We start from the raw sequence: 17,353 nt of genomic DNA, 5'->3' as shown, positions 1-17,353 counted from the left end.
GCGCGCCTTTCGGCTATTTTAGAACGGGAACTTCATCCCGCGGCCTAACTTCTTGAGGTTTTTCATCTGTTTGGCGCCTTTCGGCCCCATCATACTGGAGAACTGCTTCATCATCTTGCGCATATCGTCGAACTGCTTGATGAACCGGTTCACGTCCTGCACGGAATTGCCGCTGCCTGCAGCCAGTCTCTTGCGTCGGCTTGGACTCAGCAAATCCGGATTTTGCCGCTCTTCCTTCGTCATCGACTTCACAATCGCCGCAATTCGCGCCATTTGCTTGTCGTCCACCTTGACGTCCTTCATGCCCTTGAGCTTCCCTGCCCCCGGCAGCATATCCAGGATCTGATCAAGCGGGCCGAGCTTCTTGACTTGTTCCATCTGATCGAGGAAATCGTCGAAGGTGAATTCCGCCTGCCGCAGCTTGCGTTCCATTTCCTTGGCTTTATCCGCGTCGATGCCGGCCTGGGCCTTCTCAATCAGCGTCAGCATGTCGCCCATGCCGAGAATCCGCGAAGCCATCCGCTCCGGATGGAACGGTTCGAGCGCATCCATCTTCTCGCCCATCGCCGCGAATTTGATCGGGCAGCCGGTGACCGCTTTAACGGACAACGCAGCTCCGCCGCGCGTATCGCCGTCGAGCTTCGTCAACACGACACCGGTCAGCTCCAGCTGTTTGTGGAAGCTTTCGGCAACGTTAACCGCATCTTGTCCGGTCATCGCGTCCACGACCAGAAGAATCTCGTCCGGACTAACCGCTTGGGCGATTTGCTTCAGCTCGTCCATCAAGTTCTCGTCGATATGTAAGCGGCCCGCGGTATCGATGATCAAATAATCGTTATGATTGTCTTTCGCATGCTGCAGCGCTTGCCTCGCGATGTCTACCGGGCTCACCTTGTCGCCCAGCGCGAATACCGGAATTTTCAGCTGCTCGCCGAGCACCTGGAGCTGCTTAATCGCAGCCGGCCGGTAAATGTCCGCCGCCGCAAGCAGTGGACGGTGGTTTTGCTGCTGAAGCATCTTCGCCAGCTTCCCCGTCGTCGTCGTCTTACCCGCACCTTGCAAACCGGCCATCATGATCACGGTCGGCGGCTTGTTGGCGCGAGCCAGCTTGCTTTGCGTCCCGCCCATCAGCGCGGTCAGCTCTTTGTTCACGATATCGACGACGACCATGCCCGGCGTAAAGCTTTGCAGCACTTCTTGGCCGATCGCCCGTTCTCTCACTTTGGCGACGAAATCTTTCACGACTTTAAAGTTGACGTCGGCTTCCAGCAGCGCGAGACGAACCTCGCGAAGCGCTTCGTTGACATCGTCTTCGGTCAGCTTTCCTTTGCCTCTCAGCTTGCTGAAGACGCTTTGCAGCCGGTTGGATAATCCTTCGAATGCCATCCGTCGTCACCACCTTTAAGGAGGAATATCCCCCGCGTTTAGTCGAGTGTTTGCAGCCGATCCGCCAGCTCAAGCAGCTGACGCTTCTCATCGTCGGGCAGCGCGTCCGCTAGAGCGGTCATTCGCTCCAATAGCCGTCCGCGCTCCTCATGCTTGACGAGCAGATTCAGCTTCGATTCGTACTCTTCAAGCACGGATTCGGCACGCTTTATATGTTCGTAGACCGCTTGGCGGCTAATATTGAACTCCGTTGCGATTTCCCCGAGCGAATAATCGTCGTGAAAATAATGCTTCATAAACACTTGCTGCTTCTCGGTCAGCAGACGTTCATAAAAATCGAACAGCAGGTTGATCCGATTGGTTTTCTGGAGGACGCTCTCTTCCGACATCCGCGCCTCACCTCCGTTAAGGTAAAACACTTTACAGCAGACAACATCACTTATCATACTGAAACGATCAACAGATGTCAAGCTTTTCTCCTTGTCAGGCTATAAGCGGAAGATGCGCGCCGTACGCCTTGCCCCTGCAGGACACTCAGTCAACTGTTGGATGGCTCCTCAGGCTGATGCCGGGCTCGCGCCGACTGCTCTCCAATTGCAACCAGACTGTTCTCTGCTTTCGGATTGCTCTCCGCCAGCGCCCAAGATATACACACGGACAGGCCCCGGCCCATCCACGGTTTGGTCTCGGCAGCAGGCTTCCGCCTGTTCACTGCTAACTTTGGGACGTCTCTTCCTTCTCCGCTTCCACCCATTTGTTAAACAACGCGTGTACGAACTGATCGGAGTCGAACGGCTGCAGATCGTCCATCTTCTCGCCGAGGCCGACGAATTTCACCGGCAGCTTCAGCTCTTGACGAATCGCCACAACGATACCGCCCTTGGCCGTCCCGTCCAGCTTCGTCAGGACGAGACCGGTTAGCCCGGACTTCTCGTCGAACAGCTTCGCTTGCATCAGCGCGTTCTGACCGGTCGTCGCGTCGAGCACAAGCAGCACTTCGTGCGGCGCATCCGGCACCTCCCGGCGGATGATGCGGAATATTTTATTCAGCTCTTCCATCAGATTCACTTTGTTCTGAAGCCGTCCCGCCGTATCGCACAGCAGCACGTCGACGCCTCGCGACTTGGCCGCTTGCAGCGCATCGAACATGACCGCCGCCGGATCGGACCCGGCCTGCTGCTTGATGACGTCGACGCCGACGCGCCTCCCCCATTCTTCAAGCTGCTCGATCGCACCGGCACGGAACGTGTCGCCCGCGGCAAGCAGCACGTTCTTGCCTTCCGACTTGAGCATATGCGCCATCTTGCCGATCGTCGTCGTCTTGCCGACACCGTTGACGCCGACAAACAGAATGACCGTCAGCCCGCTGGCAGCCATGTTCAATGCGGCGTGCTCTTCCCCCTTCAGCAGGGCGATGATCTTCTCCGACAAAATCGGCTGCAGCTCGCTCGGGCTCTCAATTTTGCGTTTACGCACCTCGGCGCGCAGCTCCTCGATCAGCTTCAGCACCGTATTTACGCCAACGTCCGCCCCGATCAGAATCTCTTCAAGCTCCTCGTAAAACTCCTCGTCGATTTTTTTCCGGCGCGTGAACAAATCCTCGACCCGTTCGACGAACACATCCCGCGTCTTGGCAAGCCCTTCTTTAAACTTGCTCGTCACCGCCTCGGCTTTGGACGAAATGCTTTCCTTCAATCGTTTAAAAAAACTCACGAAACCATCCACCTTTTATGTAAAATAAGCGAATCTTCTTCGGTTATCGGCGTAAATTAAGATACCACAGTTCCGCTATTTCCGCCAAACATGCCGAAGGAAGCTACCAGGCCGGCAGCCGCACCCGGGAAGGGCGAGCCTGCTAGCCCGGATCAGCCGGCCTCCATAATCGCTTCGTCTTCCTCCAGCCGGACGGACACGAGCTTGGACACGCCGCCTTCCTCCATCGTCACGCCGTACAACACATCGGCTTCCTCCATCGTGCCTTTGCGGTGCGTCACCACGATAAACTGCGTTTGCTGCGAAAACTCGCGCAAATATTCGGCGAAACGAGTGACGTTCGCTTCGTCCAGCGCCGCCTCCACCTCATCGAGCACGCAGAACGGCACAGGCTTGACGCGGATGATCGAGAACAGCAGCGCGATCGCAGTCAGCGCACGCTCGCCGCCGGACAGCAGCTGCAGGTTTTGCAGCTTTTTGCCAGGAGGCTGAGCGACGATTTCGATGCCCGTATCGAGCAGGTTATCCGGCTCGGACAAGATCAGATCCGCGCGGCCGCCGCCGAACAGCTTCGCGAACACGACGACGAAGTGAGAGCGGATCGCGTCGAACGTTGAGCGGAATCGCTTCGCCATTTCTTCGTCCATCTCGCGGATGACCGCATACAGCGCCGTCTTGGCCTCAACCAAGTCGTTCTTCTGCTCCGACAAAAACTGGAACCGTTCATTGACGCGCTGATACTCCTCGATCGCCCCCAAGTTGACATCGCCTAAAATCGAAATTTCGCGTTTCAGGTCGCGCACCTTGTTTTGCGTACCGAGCACGTCCTCCGGCACCGGAAACCGCTCCTTCGCCAGCTCGTAGCTCAATTCGTAGTCCTCGGACAGCTTCTTCAACAAGTTCTCGAGCTCGACATCCAACCGGTTCACCCGAACCTCGGTTTGCCTCAGCTGCTCCTCGACCGCACGCAGCTCGTTGCGCTGCTCCTTCGTCTTGTTCTCCTCCGCTTCCAGCTTGGCCACGCCGCTTGCCCGTTCGGCCCGTTTCATGTCCAGCTGTTCGGCGACCTCTTGCTTCTTCAGCTTTAATTCGTTCAGCTGCTCAATCTGCCGAATCGTCGCCTGATCATGATTGTCCATGTCCGCTTCCAGCTGCCGGAGCGCAGAACGGCATGCTTCCAGCTCGGTCCGGATCGACTCCAGCTCCGCCGACATCCGGCGTTCCTGCTCTTGGAGGGATTGCTTCTCCTGCATTTGGGAGGCGACCTTCACTTTCAGATCGGTCAGCTGCGACTGCAGCTCTTCCTTGGCGAACTCGCTTGCCTTCCGGCGAACTTCCGCATCCCGGATCGCTTGCTGCAGATCGGCCTCCTCCTTCGCAAGACGCTCCAATGCTTCCAGGGCGGCAGCGCGTTTGCGCTCCAGCTCCGTGCGTTCCGCCGAGAGCGACTCATCGTCGGCCCCGTACAGCTCCAGCTGCTCGGCCGCCTGCTTCGCTTCGCTGTCAAGCGGCGCAAGCGATGCGCGAATTTGCTGCTCCTCGATGCGCCGGGTTTCCCCCAGAGCGCGAAGCTCGTCCAGCTCTTTGTTCGCATCGGCGACTTCCTGCCGCATCGCTTCCGATTTCGCACGCAGCTCGCGCAGCTGCGACTGGGAGACGGCGATTTCTTTATCCATCTCCTCGATTTGCCGCTGACGGCTGAGCAAGCTGGTCGTTTTCTTCTGCTGGCTTCCCCCGGTCATCGAACCGCCGGGGTTGACGACGTCCCCCTCCAGCGTGACGACGCGGTAACGGTATTGAACGCGCGCCGCAATGCGGTTCGCCACCTCAAGCGTCTGGGCGACGATCACATTGCCGAGCAAGCTGCCGACGATATGCCGGTACGTCTCCTCAAACTGCACGAGATCGACCGCTATGCCGACGAAGCCGTCCATGCCTTGAATGGCGCGCTGTTCGCTGTCCGGAATGGACCGCCCGCGGATGACATCAAGCGGCAGGAACGTGGCGCGTCCGAGCTGACGGCGCTTCAGGAAGGCGATCGCTTCGCGGCCTTCCGCCTCGCTCTCGACGACGACATGCTGCAGCGCCCCGCCGAGTGCGGTCTCCATCGCCACTTCCACCTGGGCAGGCACTTTCACAAGCTCGGCCACGGCGCCGCGTATCCCGCGAAGATCGCCGCGGCTTTTGGCCTTCAGCACTTCCTTAACCCCGTGCATGAAGCCGTCGTAATCGCTGGCCATTTCGTTCATCGTGTCCCGCCGTGAAATAAGCGCATCCAGCTTTTGCTCCCACTTGCGCACCGTCGCCTGCGTTTCGTCCGAAAGTGTCTGCTTCGCGCGCAGACCTTGGTTCACCTGCAAATAACGGTTACGTACCTCCTCGATGCCGGCGACCGCTTGCGCGAGCCGGAGCTCCAGCTCAGCTTTACGCGCCGCAATGCCGTCCTGCTGCTCCCGCCATTTGCGGTGCTCGTCGCCGAGCCGGCCCATGCGCCGTGACAGCGCCTCCAGCTGCTGCTCCGCATAACGCGCTTCGTTGCGTGCATTCGCCGTTTGGTTCAACAGCTCGAGCAGCTCGGTCTTCAAGCGGTCTTCTTCGGCGCTGCTGATGCCGCCGGCTACGCCGAGCAGCCGGTCCTCCTCGGCCCGCAGCATCCCTTGCGTTTCGGCGAGCCTGCCTGCGACCGCCTGCAGCTTCCCGCGCAGCTCCCCAAGCTCGGCCTGCTTGTCCGCCAAGCGGCCTTCCTGCTGCCTCGCCGTAATTTCCAGCTGCGCGCGGTTCGAAGCGTAGTTCTTCTTCCGCTCCTTCAGCACTTCGCCCTGGCCTTCGCATTTCTCGAACTCCTCACTGATTTGCAGCAAGCTCGCCTGCAGCCCTTCGACGACTTCTTCCAAGCGCCGCAGTTCCCAGCGGTCGGTCTCGAGCTGTGCATCGTGCGCGCTGACGAAACCGGCAAGCTCCAGCTGAGACTGCTTCAACGTCTCCAGCTTCGTGTTCGTATCCGCCCACGTCTCGTAAATCTGTTCGATCTGATACACGTACATGGCGATTTCGCTCGACTTCAGCTCTTCCTTCAATTCCTTGAAGCGAATCGCCTTCTCGGATTGCGTGCGAAGCGGATCCAGCTGATCCTCGAGCTCCGACACCAAATCATGAATCCGAAGCAGGTTTTGCTCGGTTTCCTGCAGCTTTTTCTCCGTTTCCTTCTTCCGCGATTTATATTTGACGATCCCCGAAGCTTCTTCGAAAATACCCCGGCGGTCCTCCGATTTCGTACTTAAAATTTCCTCGATCCGGCCCTGCCCGATAATCGAGTACGCTTCCTTTCCAATCCCGGTATCCATGAACAGCTCGGTGATGTCCTTCAAACGGCACGGCTGTTTATTAATTAAATATTCGCTTTCCCCGCTCCGGTGCACCCGCCGGGTCACGGTCACTTCGTTAAAATCAAGCGGCAGCGATTGACTGGCATTATCCAGCGTCAGCGACACCTCGCCGTAATTGACCGCTTTACGCGCATCGCTTCCGGCAAAAATGACATCCTGCATATTGCCCCCGCGCAGCGATCTCGCACTTTGCTCCCCGAGCACCCAGCGGATGCCGTCGGAGATGTTGCTCTTGCCGCTTCCGTTCGGGCCGACGACCGCCGTAATGCCTTGCACGAACTCCAGTTCGGTGCGGTCGGCGAATGATTTGAAACCCGAAAGCTCAATACGCTTCAAAAACAAATTGGCTCACCTCTTACGGCTATTGTAACACATCCTCAGCGCTTCGTAGATACCCCGATCCCGGTCGGGCCGCAAAAAAGAAACGGCGACCACCGGCCGCCGCTCCTCCTTGCTTTACGATTGCACCGTTCTTACCTTCAAAGCTTCAAGCGCCCCGGCAGCCGCATGCTGCTCCGCTTCTTTCTTGGAGCGCCCCGCCCCTTGCCCGAGCATCCGATCGTGCAGAAACACTTCGGCGATAAACACCCGCTCGTGCGCCGGTCCGCGTTCGTCCACGATTCTGTACTCAAGCGGACCGAGATTGTGCTGCTGCGTATGCTCCTGCAGCAAGGTTTTGTAATCGGCCGTCAATAACCGCCCCTGCTCCGGCAGGTAAGGAAACATATGCCGCTGCAAAAACATGCGCACCACCTCGAGTCCCTGGTCCAGATACAGCGCCCCGATGAACGATTCGAACACGTCCGCCAAAAGCGCAGGCCGGGTGCGTCCCCCAGTCAGCTCTTCGCCTTTGCCTAGCAGCACATAAGAACCGAATTGGAGCTGCTCGGCAAAACCGACGAGCGAAGGTTCGCAAACGATTGAAGCTCTCAGCTTCGTCAATTCTCCTTCTGTCCGGTCCGGGTATTTCTCATATAAATATTCGGATACCGTAAGTTCCAACACCGCGTCTCCCAAAAATTCAATGCGCTCATTGTCCTTATGATGACCCATGCGGTGCTCGTTCACGTAGGACGAATGCGTAAACGCCTGCCTTAGCAGGTCCGGATTCCCAAACGGGATGGACAGCTCCGATTGCAACTGTTTTAAATTACGATGCATGTCGTATCACCTTCGTATAGGCTATTGGTTATGAGGCTGGGCGCCTAATGCGTAACTTCCGCCAAGCTCGCCCAGCCCCATTAAACATCGTGCAGGATCAAATTCTGGTGAGGCAAGTTACGCCTCGTATTTTTTCAAAATGATGGTGGCGTTGTGGCCGCCGAAGCCGAACGAGTTCGACATCACGATGCCCAGATCCGCCGGACGCGCCGTGTTCGGCACGTAATCCAGATCGCATTCCGGGTCTTGATTGTCGAGGTTGATCGTCGGCGGAATGATGCTGTTCTTCAATGCGAGCGCGCAGATCAGCGCTTCGACGCCGCCGGCCGCCCCAAGCAGATGGCCCGTCATCGATTTGGTCGAGCTGACCGCCAGCTTGTAGGCATGGTCGCCGAACGCTTTCTTGATCGCGGTCGTTTCAGACCTGTCCCCGACCGGGGTCGACGTGCCGTGCGCATTGATGTAATCGATCGCTTCAAACGGAATATCGGCGTCCTTGACCGCTTTCACCATGCAGCGGGCCGCGCCGTCCGGATCCGGATCGGTCATATGGTATGCATCGCCGCTCATCCCGTATCCGATCACTTCGCCGTAAATACGGGCGCCGCGCTTCTGCGCATGCTCCAGCGACTCCAGAATCAAAATCCCGGCCCCTTCTCCCATCACGAAGCCGTCGCGGCCTGTATCGAACGGCCGGCTCGCCTTCTCCGGCTCGTCGTTGCGGGTAGACATGGCGCGCAGCGCACAGAAGCCGGCCACGCCCGTTGGACTGATCGTCGCTTCCGCGCCGCCGCAAATCATCACATCGGCATCGCCGTGCTGGATCGTTTTGTAGGCGTCGCCGATCGAGTGCGTTCCCGTTGCGCAAGCCGTAACCGCCGTGCTGTTCGGGCCTTTTGCGCCGGTGATCATCGAAATTTGGCCCGATGCCATGTTCGCGATCATCATCGGAATGAAGAACGGACTGACGCGCTTCGGTCCTTTTTCAAGCAAAATCTTGTGCTGCTCTTCCCATGTCGACAAACCGCCGATTCCCGAGCCGACATACACCCCGACGCGTTCGGGATCGGTTTGCTCGCGAACGTCGAGCTGCGCGTCCTTCAACGCATTCAGCGTCGCCGCAACGGCGAACTGAACGAAACGGTCCATGCGGCGCGCTTCTTTCTTATCCACATATTCTTCAACAACGAAGTCTTTAATTTCTGCAGCAATCCGTGTAGGGTACTCGCTTACATCGAACGATTCGATGGTGCTGACCCCGGATTTCCCCGCAAGCAAATTCGACCAGAACGTTTCCACTTCGCGGCCGAGCGCGGACATAACACCAAGACCGGTTATCACGACTCTTTGCTTCACTATAAACCCACCTCTATGAATATGGTTGCACCGAGACCGGCATCGTCCGATTCTCGTTGTCACCAGAATTAGTAGCCAATTACGTCAAACAGGAGAGCGCTTATATACCGGGCTTCGCTCCTCGTTAGGCGGAGATGGAGATAAGTCCCGTCGCTTAACAGTAACGGGACTTATACGTCTTACGTATGAGATTTTATGTACTCAACTACTTGACCTACAGTAGCGATTTTCTCTGCGTCTTCGTCAGAGATTTCCATATCAAACTCATCTTCCAATTCCATAACCAACTCCACTACATCGAGAGAATCGGCACCTAAATCATCTTTAAACGATGCTTCCAAGGTCACTTCCGCCTCATCAACGCCAAGACGGTCAACGACGATTCGCTTTACGCGATCTATTACGTCGGACATCCGGTTCACCTCCTCTTTGGTATTATACTTAACTTATGGACAAATTGCCATAGCCAGCCCCAATCGCAGTTAAAAAAACACGAGGACTTCCGTTTTCGACGCATATCGCCCGAAATCGGGCGTTTACGACCGAATACCTTTGCTCATTGTTGCCGTGGCGTCCGTTACATATACATGCCGCCGTCGACGTGTATCGTTTGGCCGGTCATGTAAGACGCATCGTCGGACGCCAGGAACCGCACCGCTTTCGCGATATCTTCCGGCTTCCCGAGACGGGCGAGCGGAATTTGCTGAAGCAAGCCGGAGCGCAGTTCTTCGGACAGCTTGTCGGTCATGTCGGTCTCGATAAAGCCCGGAGCAACACAGTTGACCGTTATGCCGCGGGAGGACAACTCCTTCGCCGTCGCCTTCGTCATCCCGATGACGCCGGCTTTGGCCGCCACGTAATTCGCCTGTCCCGCGTTGCCGAGCGCGCCGACGACCGACGAAATGTTGATGATGCGGCCGGAACGCTGTTTCATCATCGGACGCGTAGCCGCTTTCACACAATTAAACACGCCTTTAAGGTTCGTTTCGATCACTTGGTCGAACTCTTCCTCTTTCATGCGCATGATCAAATTGTCGCGCGTAATGCCGGCGTTGTTGACCAGAATGTCGATGCGGCCGAACGTCTCCAGCACTTGCTTGAACATCTCGTCCACTTCCTGCGAAGAACCGACATTCGCCCGCACCTTGAACGAACGGCGTCCGAGAGCCTCGATCAGCGCGACCGTCTCCGCCGCCGCCGCTTCGCTGCCCGCATAATTGACGACGACATCGGCGCCCGCTTCGGCAAGCGTAACCGCGATGGCGCGGCCGATCCCGCGCGATGCGCCCGTCACGAGCGCCACTTTTCCCGTAAGCATACGTTATCCCTCCCAGATTCGCGTTCCGGCAGATAACTTCGCGCGGAACTCCGATCCTAAGCAACCCCAACCCTTGGGGTCACACGGATTCGATTTGAAATTTCTCGAGCGCTTCCAAGCTGTTGATCGAATGCACCGTAACGCTGCGGTCGATTTTTTTGATCAGCCCCGCCAGCACGCTGCCGCTGCCGAATTCGACGAACGTATCCACGCCTTCGGCAATCAACCAGACTACGCTGTCTTCCCACAGGACGGAGCTGTATACTTGCTCCACGAGCAGGCTGCGGATTTCCGCCGGATCCTGTACCGGCCGGGCGTTGACGTTAGCGACAACGGGAATTGCAGCGCGCGCCATCTCGATGCCGGACAACACCCCGGCCAGCTTCTCCGAAGCCGGACGCATCATGGAAGAGTGGAACGGACCGCTCACTTCAAGCGGAATAACCCGTTTGGCGCCCGCCTCTTTGCCCCGCTCGCCGACGGCCTGAACGCCCGCCACACTGCCGGATATGACAATTTGGCCGGGGCAGTTCAAGTTCGCCAGTTCAACGATGCCAGCTTCGCCGCTGATTGACGCGCACAGCGACTTCAGCGCTTCGCGGTCCGCGCCGAGAACGGCCGCCATGGCCCCTTGTCCGCTCGGCACGGCGGCTTCCATGAACTCCCCGCGCGCCCGCACGGTGCGCACCGCATCGGCGAAGCTCATAACGCCCGCCGCCACCAGCGCCGAGTATTCGCCCAGACTGTGGCCGGCGACATAATCCGGCTTCAAGCCGTAGCGCGCCTGGAAGCGTTCCAGGTAGGCGATACTCGTCGTCAAGAGCGCCGGCTGCGTGTTGTACGTCGCCTTCAGCTCGGCCTCCGGTCCTTCCAGGATAATGCGGCTTAACGCCATACCAAGCGCTTCATCCGCAGCCTCATATACGCGTTTCGCCTCCGGGTCGGCTTCGACGATGTCTTTGCCCATGCCGACCGCCTGCGCCCCTTGTCCCGGAAACACAAATGCCAATTTCCCCATCAGAAAGCCTCCTTCAACGATTGACCCCTTACGATCGCGTTGTTACCAAATCAGCGCGGATGCGCCCCAAGTCAAACCGCCGCCGAACCCGACAAGCACGACGCAGTCGCCTTCCCGGACCCGTCCCGCTTCCGCGGCTTCCGCCAAAGCCACCGGGATCGAGGCTGCTGACATGTTGCCGTATTTATCCAAGTTGATCATGCACTTGTCTTCGCTGAGCTCCAGACGCTGCAGCGACGATTGAATAATCCGGATGTTCGCTTGATGCGGAACGAGCAGATCGATGTCGCTCTTCTCCAGACCCGCTTTGCGAAGCGCTTCTTCCGCCGCACCACCCATAATGCGAACGGCGAATTTGAACACTTCCGCTCCGGCCATATAGATGAAATGATCTTTGCCTTGAAGCGTCTCCGGCGTTGCCGGACAGCGTGAGCCCCCGGCGGCTACCCTCAGCAGCGGACCGCCGGTGCCGTCGGCGCCCAGCTCGAACGATTTGAAACCGCGTCCTTCCGGCACTTGGCCGAGCACGACCGCGCCTGCCCCGTCCCCGAACAAAATGCAGGTGTTGCGGTCCGTGTAATCCGTAATCCTGGACAAGCATTCCGCTCCCACGACAAGCACATTCTTGTACACGCCGGTCGCTATAAAGTTCGAGCCGGTCGCGAGACCGTATATAAAACCGGAGCAGGCCGCGGACAGGTCGAACGCAGCCGCCTTCTTGGCGCCCAGCTTCTCCTGCAAAATGCAGGAGGTGGACGGAAAAGACATGTCCGGCGTCACCGTCGCCACGATAATCAAGTCGAGATTCTCGGCGCTCACGCCCGCATTGCGCAGGGCGATGAGCGCCGCCTCGTACGCCAAATCCGACGTTGCTTGCTCACTCGACGCGAGCCGGCGTTCGCGGATGCCCGTCCGGGAGACGATCCATTCATCGTTCGTTTCCACCATTTGTTCCAGCTCCTGATTGGTTAACACCCGTTCAGGCACATATTTACCCGTACCGATGATGCCGACAGGCAATAAACTCATCTTAGGTCACTCGCTTCCGTTACTGATTTCCACCCGTATACTGCTGACCAGTTCGTTCGAAACCGCAATGCGCGCTTGGCGCACGGCATTCTTGATGGCGAGCGCGTTGGAAGAGCCGTGGCTTTTCAGCACGAGCCCGTCCACGCCGAGCAGAGGCGCCGCCCCGTGCTCGTTGTAGTCCATCTTTTTCCGGAACTGCCCGATTCCCTTCTTCACGACAGCTGCGGCCAATTTCGTATACCACGTGCGCGTGAATTCCGTTTTGAGCACGGAAAAAATGACCGAAGCCGCTCCTTCCAGCGATTTCAGCATAATGTTGCCGGCGAAGCCGTCGCAGACGATCACGTCGCATGGCTTCTTCAAGATGTCGCGCGACTCGATGTTGCCGACGAATCGAACCGGCGCCTGTTCCAGCAGCAGGTACGCCGCTTTCGTAAGTTCATTGCCTTTCATCGCTTCGGTACCGACGTTAAGCAAGCCTACACGCGGCTCCTTCAGGCCATGTACCTTGCTGCGATAGATGCTGCCCATAATCGCATATTGCACAAGCTGTTCGGGCGTCGCGTCCATATTCGCGCCCAAGTCCAGCGCAAGCACCCCTTCGCCGTCCAGCGACGGCAGCATCGGAGCGAGCGCCGGACGCTCAATCCCTTTAATCCGGCCGACCACGAGCAGCCCCGTCGTCATCAGCGCGCCGGTATTGCCGGCCGAGATCATCGCGTCGACCTCGCGGTCTTTTACCATACGCCCGGCGATTACCATCGAAGCGTCCTTCTTGCGCCGGACGGCTTTCACCGGTTCGTCTTCGGCTTCGATGATTTCCGAGGCATGACGGACCTCCACATTCGCCGGCTTCCTGCCTTGAAGCAGCGGTTCGATTCGGGCGCTGTCGCCCACGAGCACGACGGTCGTATCGGACCATTCCGCAGCCGCCAGCAGCGCGCCTTCCACTTGCGCCGCAGGGGCGTGGTCCCCGCCCATCGCGTCAATCGCTATCCGCATGCAGTTCTCCTCCTTCGGAGCGGTCTTTGCTCGCGTGATAAATAATAAAATTGCCTTGGAACACCACTTCGTCGCCAACGTAAGTAAACACTTCCACCTTAGCTTTGCCTTTGGAGATGGAACGTACATATGCTTTGGCAATACATTTTTCGGAAAGGCGAACCGGGCGGACGAACCTGATGTCCGCGGCCGCCGTCAATGCAACCTGATCGTTAATGAGCGCCACGGCAAGCGAATTGGCTTGCGAGAAGATGTGGTGGCCCCGCGCGATTTTCGTTCGCGAGAACACATGCTCCTCTTTAATTTCAAACATCGATATCCCGCTCTTGTCGAGCTGCAAGTCGATGACGTCCCCGATCACCTCGTGAAGCGGCAGCGAACGCACTTGGTCGTAAGACTGCTCGGCCATCAGCTTCATCCGCTCGCGCAGCTCCGGAATCCCGAGCTCGAGCCGATCCAGACGAATCGTCTGAATGCTGACCTGAAACAGCCGAGTCAACTCCTCGTCGGTGATGAAAGGATTTTGTTCAATAGCTTTCGCCAGTTGCTGCTGGCGTTGTCTTTTGGGAAGGCGTTCGATCGCGAGCACCACCTTATGATCCAATCTACGTATATCCTATGATTTACACTATATCTTATGACCAAGTCATAAAGAAAAGTATACTGGATTCGGCAAGAAAAGGGAAGCGAGGACAGGCAAAAAAAATAGCACCCAACCTTGGCGGCGGATACTATCTCTTTGTGTGTGTATGAAATTACTGGTTGATGATCTCTCTGTTCTTATACGTGCCGCAAGATTTGCAAACGCGGTGAGCCAACTTCAATTCGCCGCAATTGTCACATTTCACCATACCCGGTACTTCCAATTTAAAGTGAGTCCGACGCTTGTCACGGCGTGTTTTGGACGTTCTCCTTTGAGGTACTGCCATATTTCCCACCTCCTTCAACGAATTCACGCGTTCGGCGCCCCGGAGCTACTCGTTCTTGAAAAAGTCCGCCAGCCCGGCCAATCGCGGATCAACCTTCTCCTGCTTGCAGCCGCATTCGCGTTCGTTGCGATCCGTACCGCAAACGGGACACAAGCCCTTGCAATCTTCTTTACATAACGGAATGAACGGAAGCGACAGCATGACTGCTTCCGCCAAATAAGGCTTCAGTTCAATGCGATCTCCGGTTACGTAGAGAACGTCGTCGTCTTCCTCGTCCTCGTCGCTCTCTTCATCGATCGCCTTCTCTTCACCCTTCACGAACGTTTCATGAAAAGGGACCGTCACATGCTGCGCCACCGGAGCCAAGCATCTCGAGCACGATTGCTCGACGTCGATCTCGAGTTCTCCGTCAACTTCAGCCGCGCCTTCGACATCACGCGCTTCGAGCCGAACCTGAAGCGGTCCGTATCCGAGCAAGCTTCCCGTCTTGGGCAGGTTGTCGGTGAGATCCTCTTGACCTTCCAGCCGGATCGAGCCTTTGGTCGCCAATTCCTTCAGTTGTATAAACATGGGCATCACTCCAAACAAACAAAGATTATTATATCGACTCGCTTCACCTTTTGTCAACATTTTCAGTTCATGCTATCATGTAAAATCATAGAACGATAGACAGCAGGAGTCAAATATCCGGGGGAATCGCCGCCATGCGTACAGTAGGTCTTATCGTCGAATATAATCCGCTGCATAATGGTCACTGCTATCATTACCAACAATCGAAAAAGGAAACGGGCGCAGACGCCGCCGTCTGCGTCATGAGCGGCCACTTCCTGCAGCGCGGGGAGCCCGCGATTGTCCACAAGTGGGCTCGCGCGGAGATGGCGCTCGCCATGGGCGCCGATCTGGTGCTCGAGCTGCCCGTCGCTTATGCCGCGCAGCCCGCGGAATGGTTCGCGTACGGTGCGGTGTCCGTGCTTGAGGCGACGGGCGTCGTCGACAGCCTCTGCTTCGGCAGCGAGAGCGGCGACCTGTCCGTGCTGAGCGCCGCAGCCGAGCTGCTGCACCGCGAGCCGCCGGCGTTCGCGGCCCTGCTGCGGGAAGAGCTTGCCGGCGGCCTGCCTTACCCGGCCGCTTACAGCCGGACCGTCGCCCGCTTCGTGCCCGGCGCAGACGTTGACGAATTGGCAAAGCCGAACAATACGCTTGGCCTGCATTACTTGATTGCCCTGCATCGGCTGGGCAGCTCCATAACGCCCAGGACGATCCGCCGCACGAAGGCGGATTACAACCAAGCGGACGTGACCGACGGCTGCATTGCCAGCGCTACCGCCCTGCGCAAGCTGCTGCTCGGCGGCGGCTCGCTGGATGCCATTCGCCCTTACGTGCCGCCAGCCACGGCAGACATCCTGGAGCGCGAATGGCGGGCCGGCCGCGCGCCGGTGCATTGGGAACTGTTCGCGCAGCCGCTGCTGCACAAGCTGCTCTCCCAGCCGCCGGAGCGGCTTGCCGACTGCTGCGAGGTCAACGAAGGACTTGAGCACCGCATCGCCGCGGCACTTCGCGAGATGGACCCTGAGGAGGCCCGCAGCGGACGGACGGTGGAGGCGCTGCTGGAACGGCTCAAGACACGGCGGTATACCCGCACGAAGCTGCAGCGGACGCTGCTGCGCATCCTGCTCGAGCACCGCAAGGCGGACCTTGCGCCGGAGCTTCTGCGGCAAGGGGCGCCGTACATTCGCGTGCTGGGCTTCAGCCCGCGCGGACGCGAGCTGCTGCGGGCGATGAAAACGAAAGCGAAGGTCCCCGTCATCACGAAAGTGACCCGGGAATCTTCGCCTCTCTTAGCGATGGATGTGCGTGCGACTTCCGTGCACGCGCTGGCTTACCGCGATTCCGGTCCGCGGGACTGGCTGCGCGATTATTACGAGCCGCCGGTGCGGTTAGCCTCTACCGGCAATCCGGACGATTAAGGCTTCGGCGTCAACGCAGCCAAATACTTCAAAGCGTCGTCCAGCGTCGCGACCGGCACGATTTTCATCGGTGTAGCCATCTCCTCCGCCCTCGCCTTGGCATCCGAGTAATTGGGAATTGTCCCGCCGGTCGGCGACTTGTAGTCCTCGGGCGCGAAGAAAATTTCCGCCCCGGCCCGGTCGGCGGCCACGACTTTATGTTTGATGCCGCCGATGACGCCGACCTTGCCGTCGGGATCAATTTCGCCGGTACCGGCGATTTTATACCCCTTCGTAATATCTTCCGCGCTTAACCGGTTATAAATTTCAAGCGCAAACATAAGTCCGGCGGACGGACCGCCGATTTCTCCGGCTTTGATCTCAATTTGATGATCGGGCGATTCCGCTTTCACGCTGTGTACTTCAGCCGGCACAATGCCCAGTCCCACGCGCTTGGCGTTCTCCGCCACGTCTTCCTGTTCCGGAAGCACGGCCAGCGCAATGTCTTTCGTTCGGGTGACGCCGCCTCGCTTGTAAACGATCTTGACCGTGTCTCCCGCTTGTTTATTTCCCACCGCAGCCCGCAACTCTTCATACGTTTGGATGGCCTGCCCGTCAATCTCCAGAATGTAGTCTCCCGCATGCAGCGTTTCGCTCGCCGGAAATTCGGGGTACACCTGCTGGACCACGACGCCGTCCTTCTGAATATGATACGGCACCCCTAGCTTGTTGTAGGCCGCCTGAATCGCGTCCGCCTGCGAGGTCAGCATCACAATTTCTTGCCGCTGCGAGTACTCCTCGCGGGTTTCGTTGTTTTGCAGCAGCTCCTTCTTGAGCCGAAGTTCCTGATAAGGTCTCACGAACGACAGCACATAGCTGACGAGATTGACGTCGCTAAGCTCCACCGTCGTCAGCATAAACTCGCCGCGATCCGCACCGGCCGCCTGTTTGACTTGCACCATCGGCGCGAGCACCTCCGCCGTACCCGGTTTAAACACATACAGCGGCAGCGGAATAAAATAAACGATAAACAGCAGCCCGATCGCGATAAAGACGCTAAATACGATGCGGGACGCCTGCTTCACATGTCTTCTGTCCTCCATACGGCT

The 17,353-nt window shown here is 58.0% G+C and carries 16 protein-coding genes; 1 reads left to right on the top strand and 15 read right to left on the bottom strand.

The window, feature by feature from the left end:
* Positions 1–18: 18 nt before the first annotated feature.
* The 14 genes from ffh to ACZ439_RS24290 all read right to left on the bottom strand — a co-directional run bounded on the left by ffh (position 19) and on the right by ACZ439_RS24290 (position 14,868).
* Complete coding sequence (ffh, locus tag ACZ439_RS24355) at positions 19–1,386, bottom strand: signal recognition particle protein (RefSeq protein ID WP_054800296.1); 1,368 nt, start codon at positions 1,384–1,386, stop codon at positions 19–21.
* 38 nt (positions 1,387–1,424) lie between these two features.
* A complete protein-coding gene (locus tag ACZ439_RS24350; protein ID WP_054798472.1) occupies positions 1,425–1,775 on the bottom strand; it encodes a putative DNA-binding protein in 351 nt (116 codons plus the stop codon).
* Between the two features lie 325 nt (positions 1,776–2,100).
* On the bottom strand, positions 2,101–3,099 hold the full coding sequence (gene ftsY, locus ACZ439_RS24345) for a signal recognition particle-docking protein FtsY (RefSeq protein WP_127604588.1): 999 nt from the start codon (positions 3,097–3,099) through the stop codon (positions 2,101–2,103).
* A 152-nt stretch (positions 3,100–3,251) separates the two neighbouring features.
* Positions 3,252–6,827 (bottom strand): chromosome segregation protein SMC, encoded by a 3,576-nt coding sequence (gene smc / locus ACZ439_RS24340; protein ID WP_464620307.1) that lies wholly within the window; start codon positions 6,825–6,827, stop codon positions 3,252–3,254.
* A 114-nt stretch (positions 6,828–6,941) separates the two neighbouring features.
* Positions 6,942–7,646, bottom strand: a complete 705-nt coding sequence (gene rnc, locus ACZ439_RS24335) for a ribonuclease III (protein WP_127604592.1) — start codon at positions 7,644–7,646, stop codon at positions 6,942–6,944.
* Between the two features lie 117 nt (positions 7,647–7,763).
* Complete coding sequence (fabF, locus tag ACZ439_RS24330) at positions 7,764–9,002, bottom strand: beta-ketoacyl-ACP synthase II (protein WP_127604594.1); 1,239 nt, start codon at positions 9,000–9,002, stop codon at positions 7,764–7,766.
* Positions 9,003–9,181: 179 nt separating this feature from the next.
* A complete protein-coding gene (gene acpP / locus ACZ439_RS24325; RefSeq protein WP_054798549.1) occupies positions 9,182–9,415 on the bottom strand; it encodes an acyl carrier protein in 234 nt (77 codons plus the stop codon).
* A gap of 164 nt (positions 9,416–9,579) precedes the next feature.
* Complete coding sequence (gene fabG, locus ACZ439_RS24320; protein WP_054798548.1) at positions 9,580–10,320, bottom strand: 3-oxoacyl-[acyl-carrier-protein] reductase; 741 nt, start codon at positions 10,318–10,320, stop codon at positions 9,580–9,582.
* A gap of 79 nt (positions 10,321–10,399) precedes the next feature.
* Positions 10,400–11,338 carry an ACP S-malonyltransferase gene (gene fabD / locus ACZ439_RS24315; RefSeq protein ID WP_464620306.1) on the bottom strand — a complete coding sequence of 313 codons (939 nt, stop codon included), beginning with the start codon at positions 11,336–11,338 and terminating at the stop codon, positions 10,400–10,402.
* A 42-nt stretch (positions 11,339–11,380) separates the two neighbouring features.
* Entirely contained in the window at positions 11,381–12,367 is a 987-nt protein-coding gene (locus ACZ439_RS24310) for a beta-ketoacyl-ACP synthase III (RefSeq protein ID WP_155614355.1), read from the bottom strand.
* Positions 12,368–12,373: 6 nt separating this feature from the next.
* Positions 12,374–13,369 carry a phosphate acyltransferase PlsX gene (gene plsX / locus ACZ439_RS24305; RefSeq protein ID WP_464620305.1) on the bottom strand — a complete coding sequence of 332 codons (996 nt, stop codon included), beginning with the start codon at positions 13,367–13,369 and terminating at the stop codon, positions 12,374–12,376.
* Positions 13,353–13,961 carry a transcription factor FapR gene (gene fapR / locus ACZ439_RS24300; protein ID WP_054798551.1) on the bottom strand — a complete coding sequence of 203 codons (609 nt, stop codon included), beginning with the start codon at positions 13,959–13,961 and terminating at the stop codon, positions 13,353–13,355. The genes plsX and fapR overlap by 17 nt, the downstream gene beginning before the upstream one ends.
* A gap of 163 nt (positions 13,962–14,124) precedes the next feature.
* The gene (rpmF, locus tag ACZ439_RS24295) at positions 14,125–14,298 is read right to left on the bottom strand and encodes a 50S ribosomal protein L32 (protein WP_127604602.1); all 174 of its coding nucleotides are present in this window, start codon (positions 14,296–14,298) and stop codon (positions 14,125–14,127) included.
* A 45-nt stretch (positions 14,299–14,343) separates the two neighbouring features.
* On the bottom strand, positions 14,344–14,868 hold the full coding sequence (locus tag ACZ439_RS24290; protein WP_054800294.1) for a YceD family protein: 525 nt from the start codon (positions 14,866–14,868) through the stop codon (positions 14,344–14,346).
* A 134-nt stretch (positions 14,869–15,002) separates the two neighbouring features.
* Here ACZ439_RS24290 and ACZ439_RS24285 point away from each other — a divergent pair, with 134 nt between their 5' ends.
* A complete protein-coding gene (locus ACZ439_RS24285) occupies positions 15,003–16,265 on the top strand; it encodes a nucleotidyltransferase (RefSeq protein ID WP_464620304.1) in 1,263 nt (420 codons plus the stop codon).
* On the opposite strand, the gene ACZ439_RS24280 is transcribed toward ACZ439_RS24285, so the two are convergent.
* Positions 16,262–17,347, bottom strand: coding sequence for a SepM family pheromone-processing serine protease (locus ACZ439_RS24280; RefSeq protein WP_054798238.1), 1,086 nt, complete (start codon positions 17,345–17,347; stop codon positions 16,262–16,264). The two genes, ACZ439_RS24285 and ACZ439_RS24280, sit on opposite strands and share 4 nt — an antisense overlap.
* Positions 17,348–17,353: the final 6 nt, after the last annotated feature.

The sequence above is a fragment of the Paenibacillus sp. JCM 9796 genome (assembly GCF_055379675.1).
This window is presented reverse-complemented; position numbering and strand designations above follow the sequence as displayed.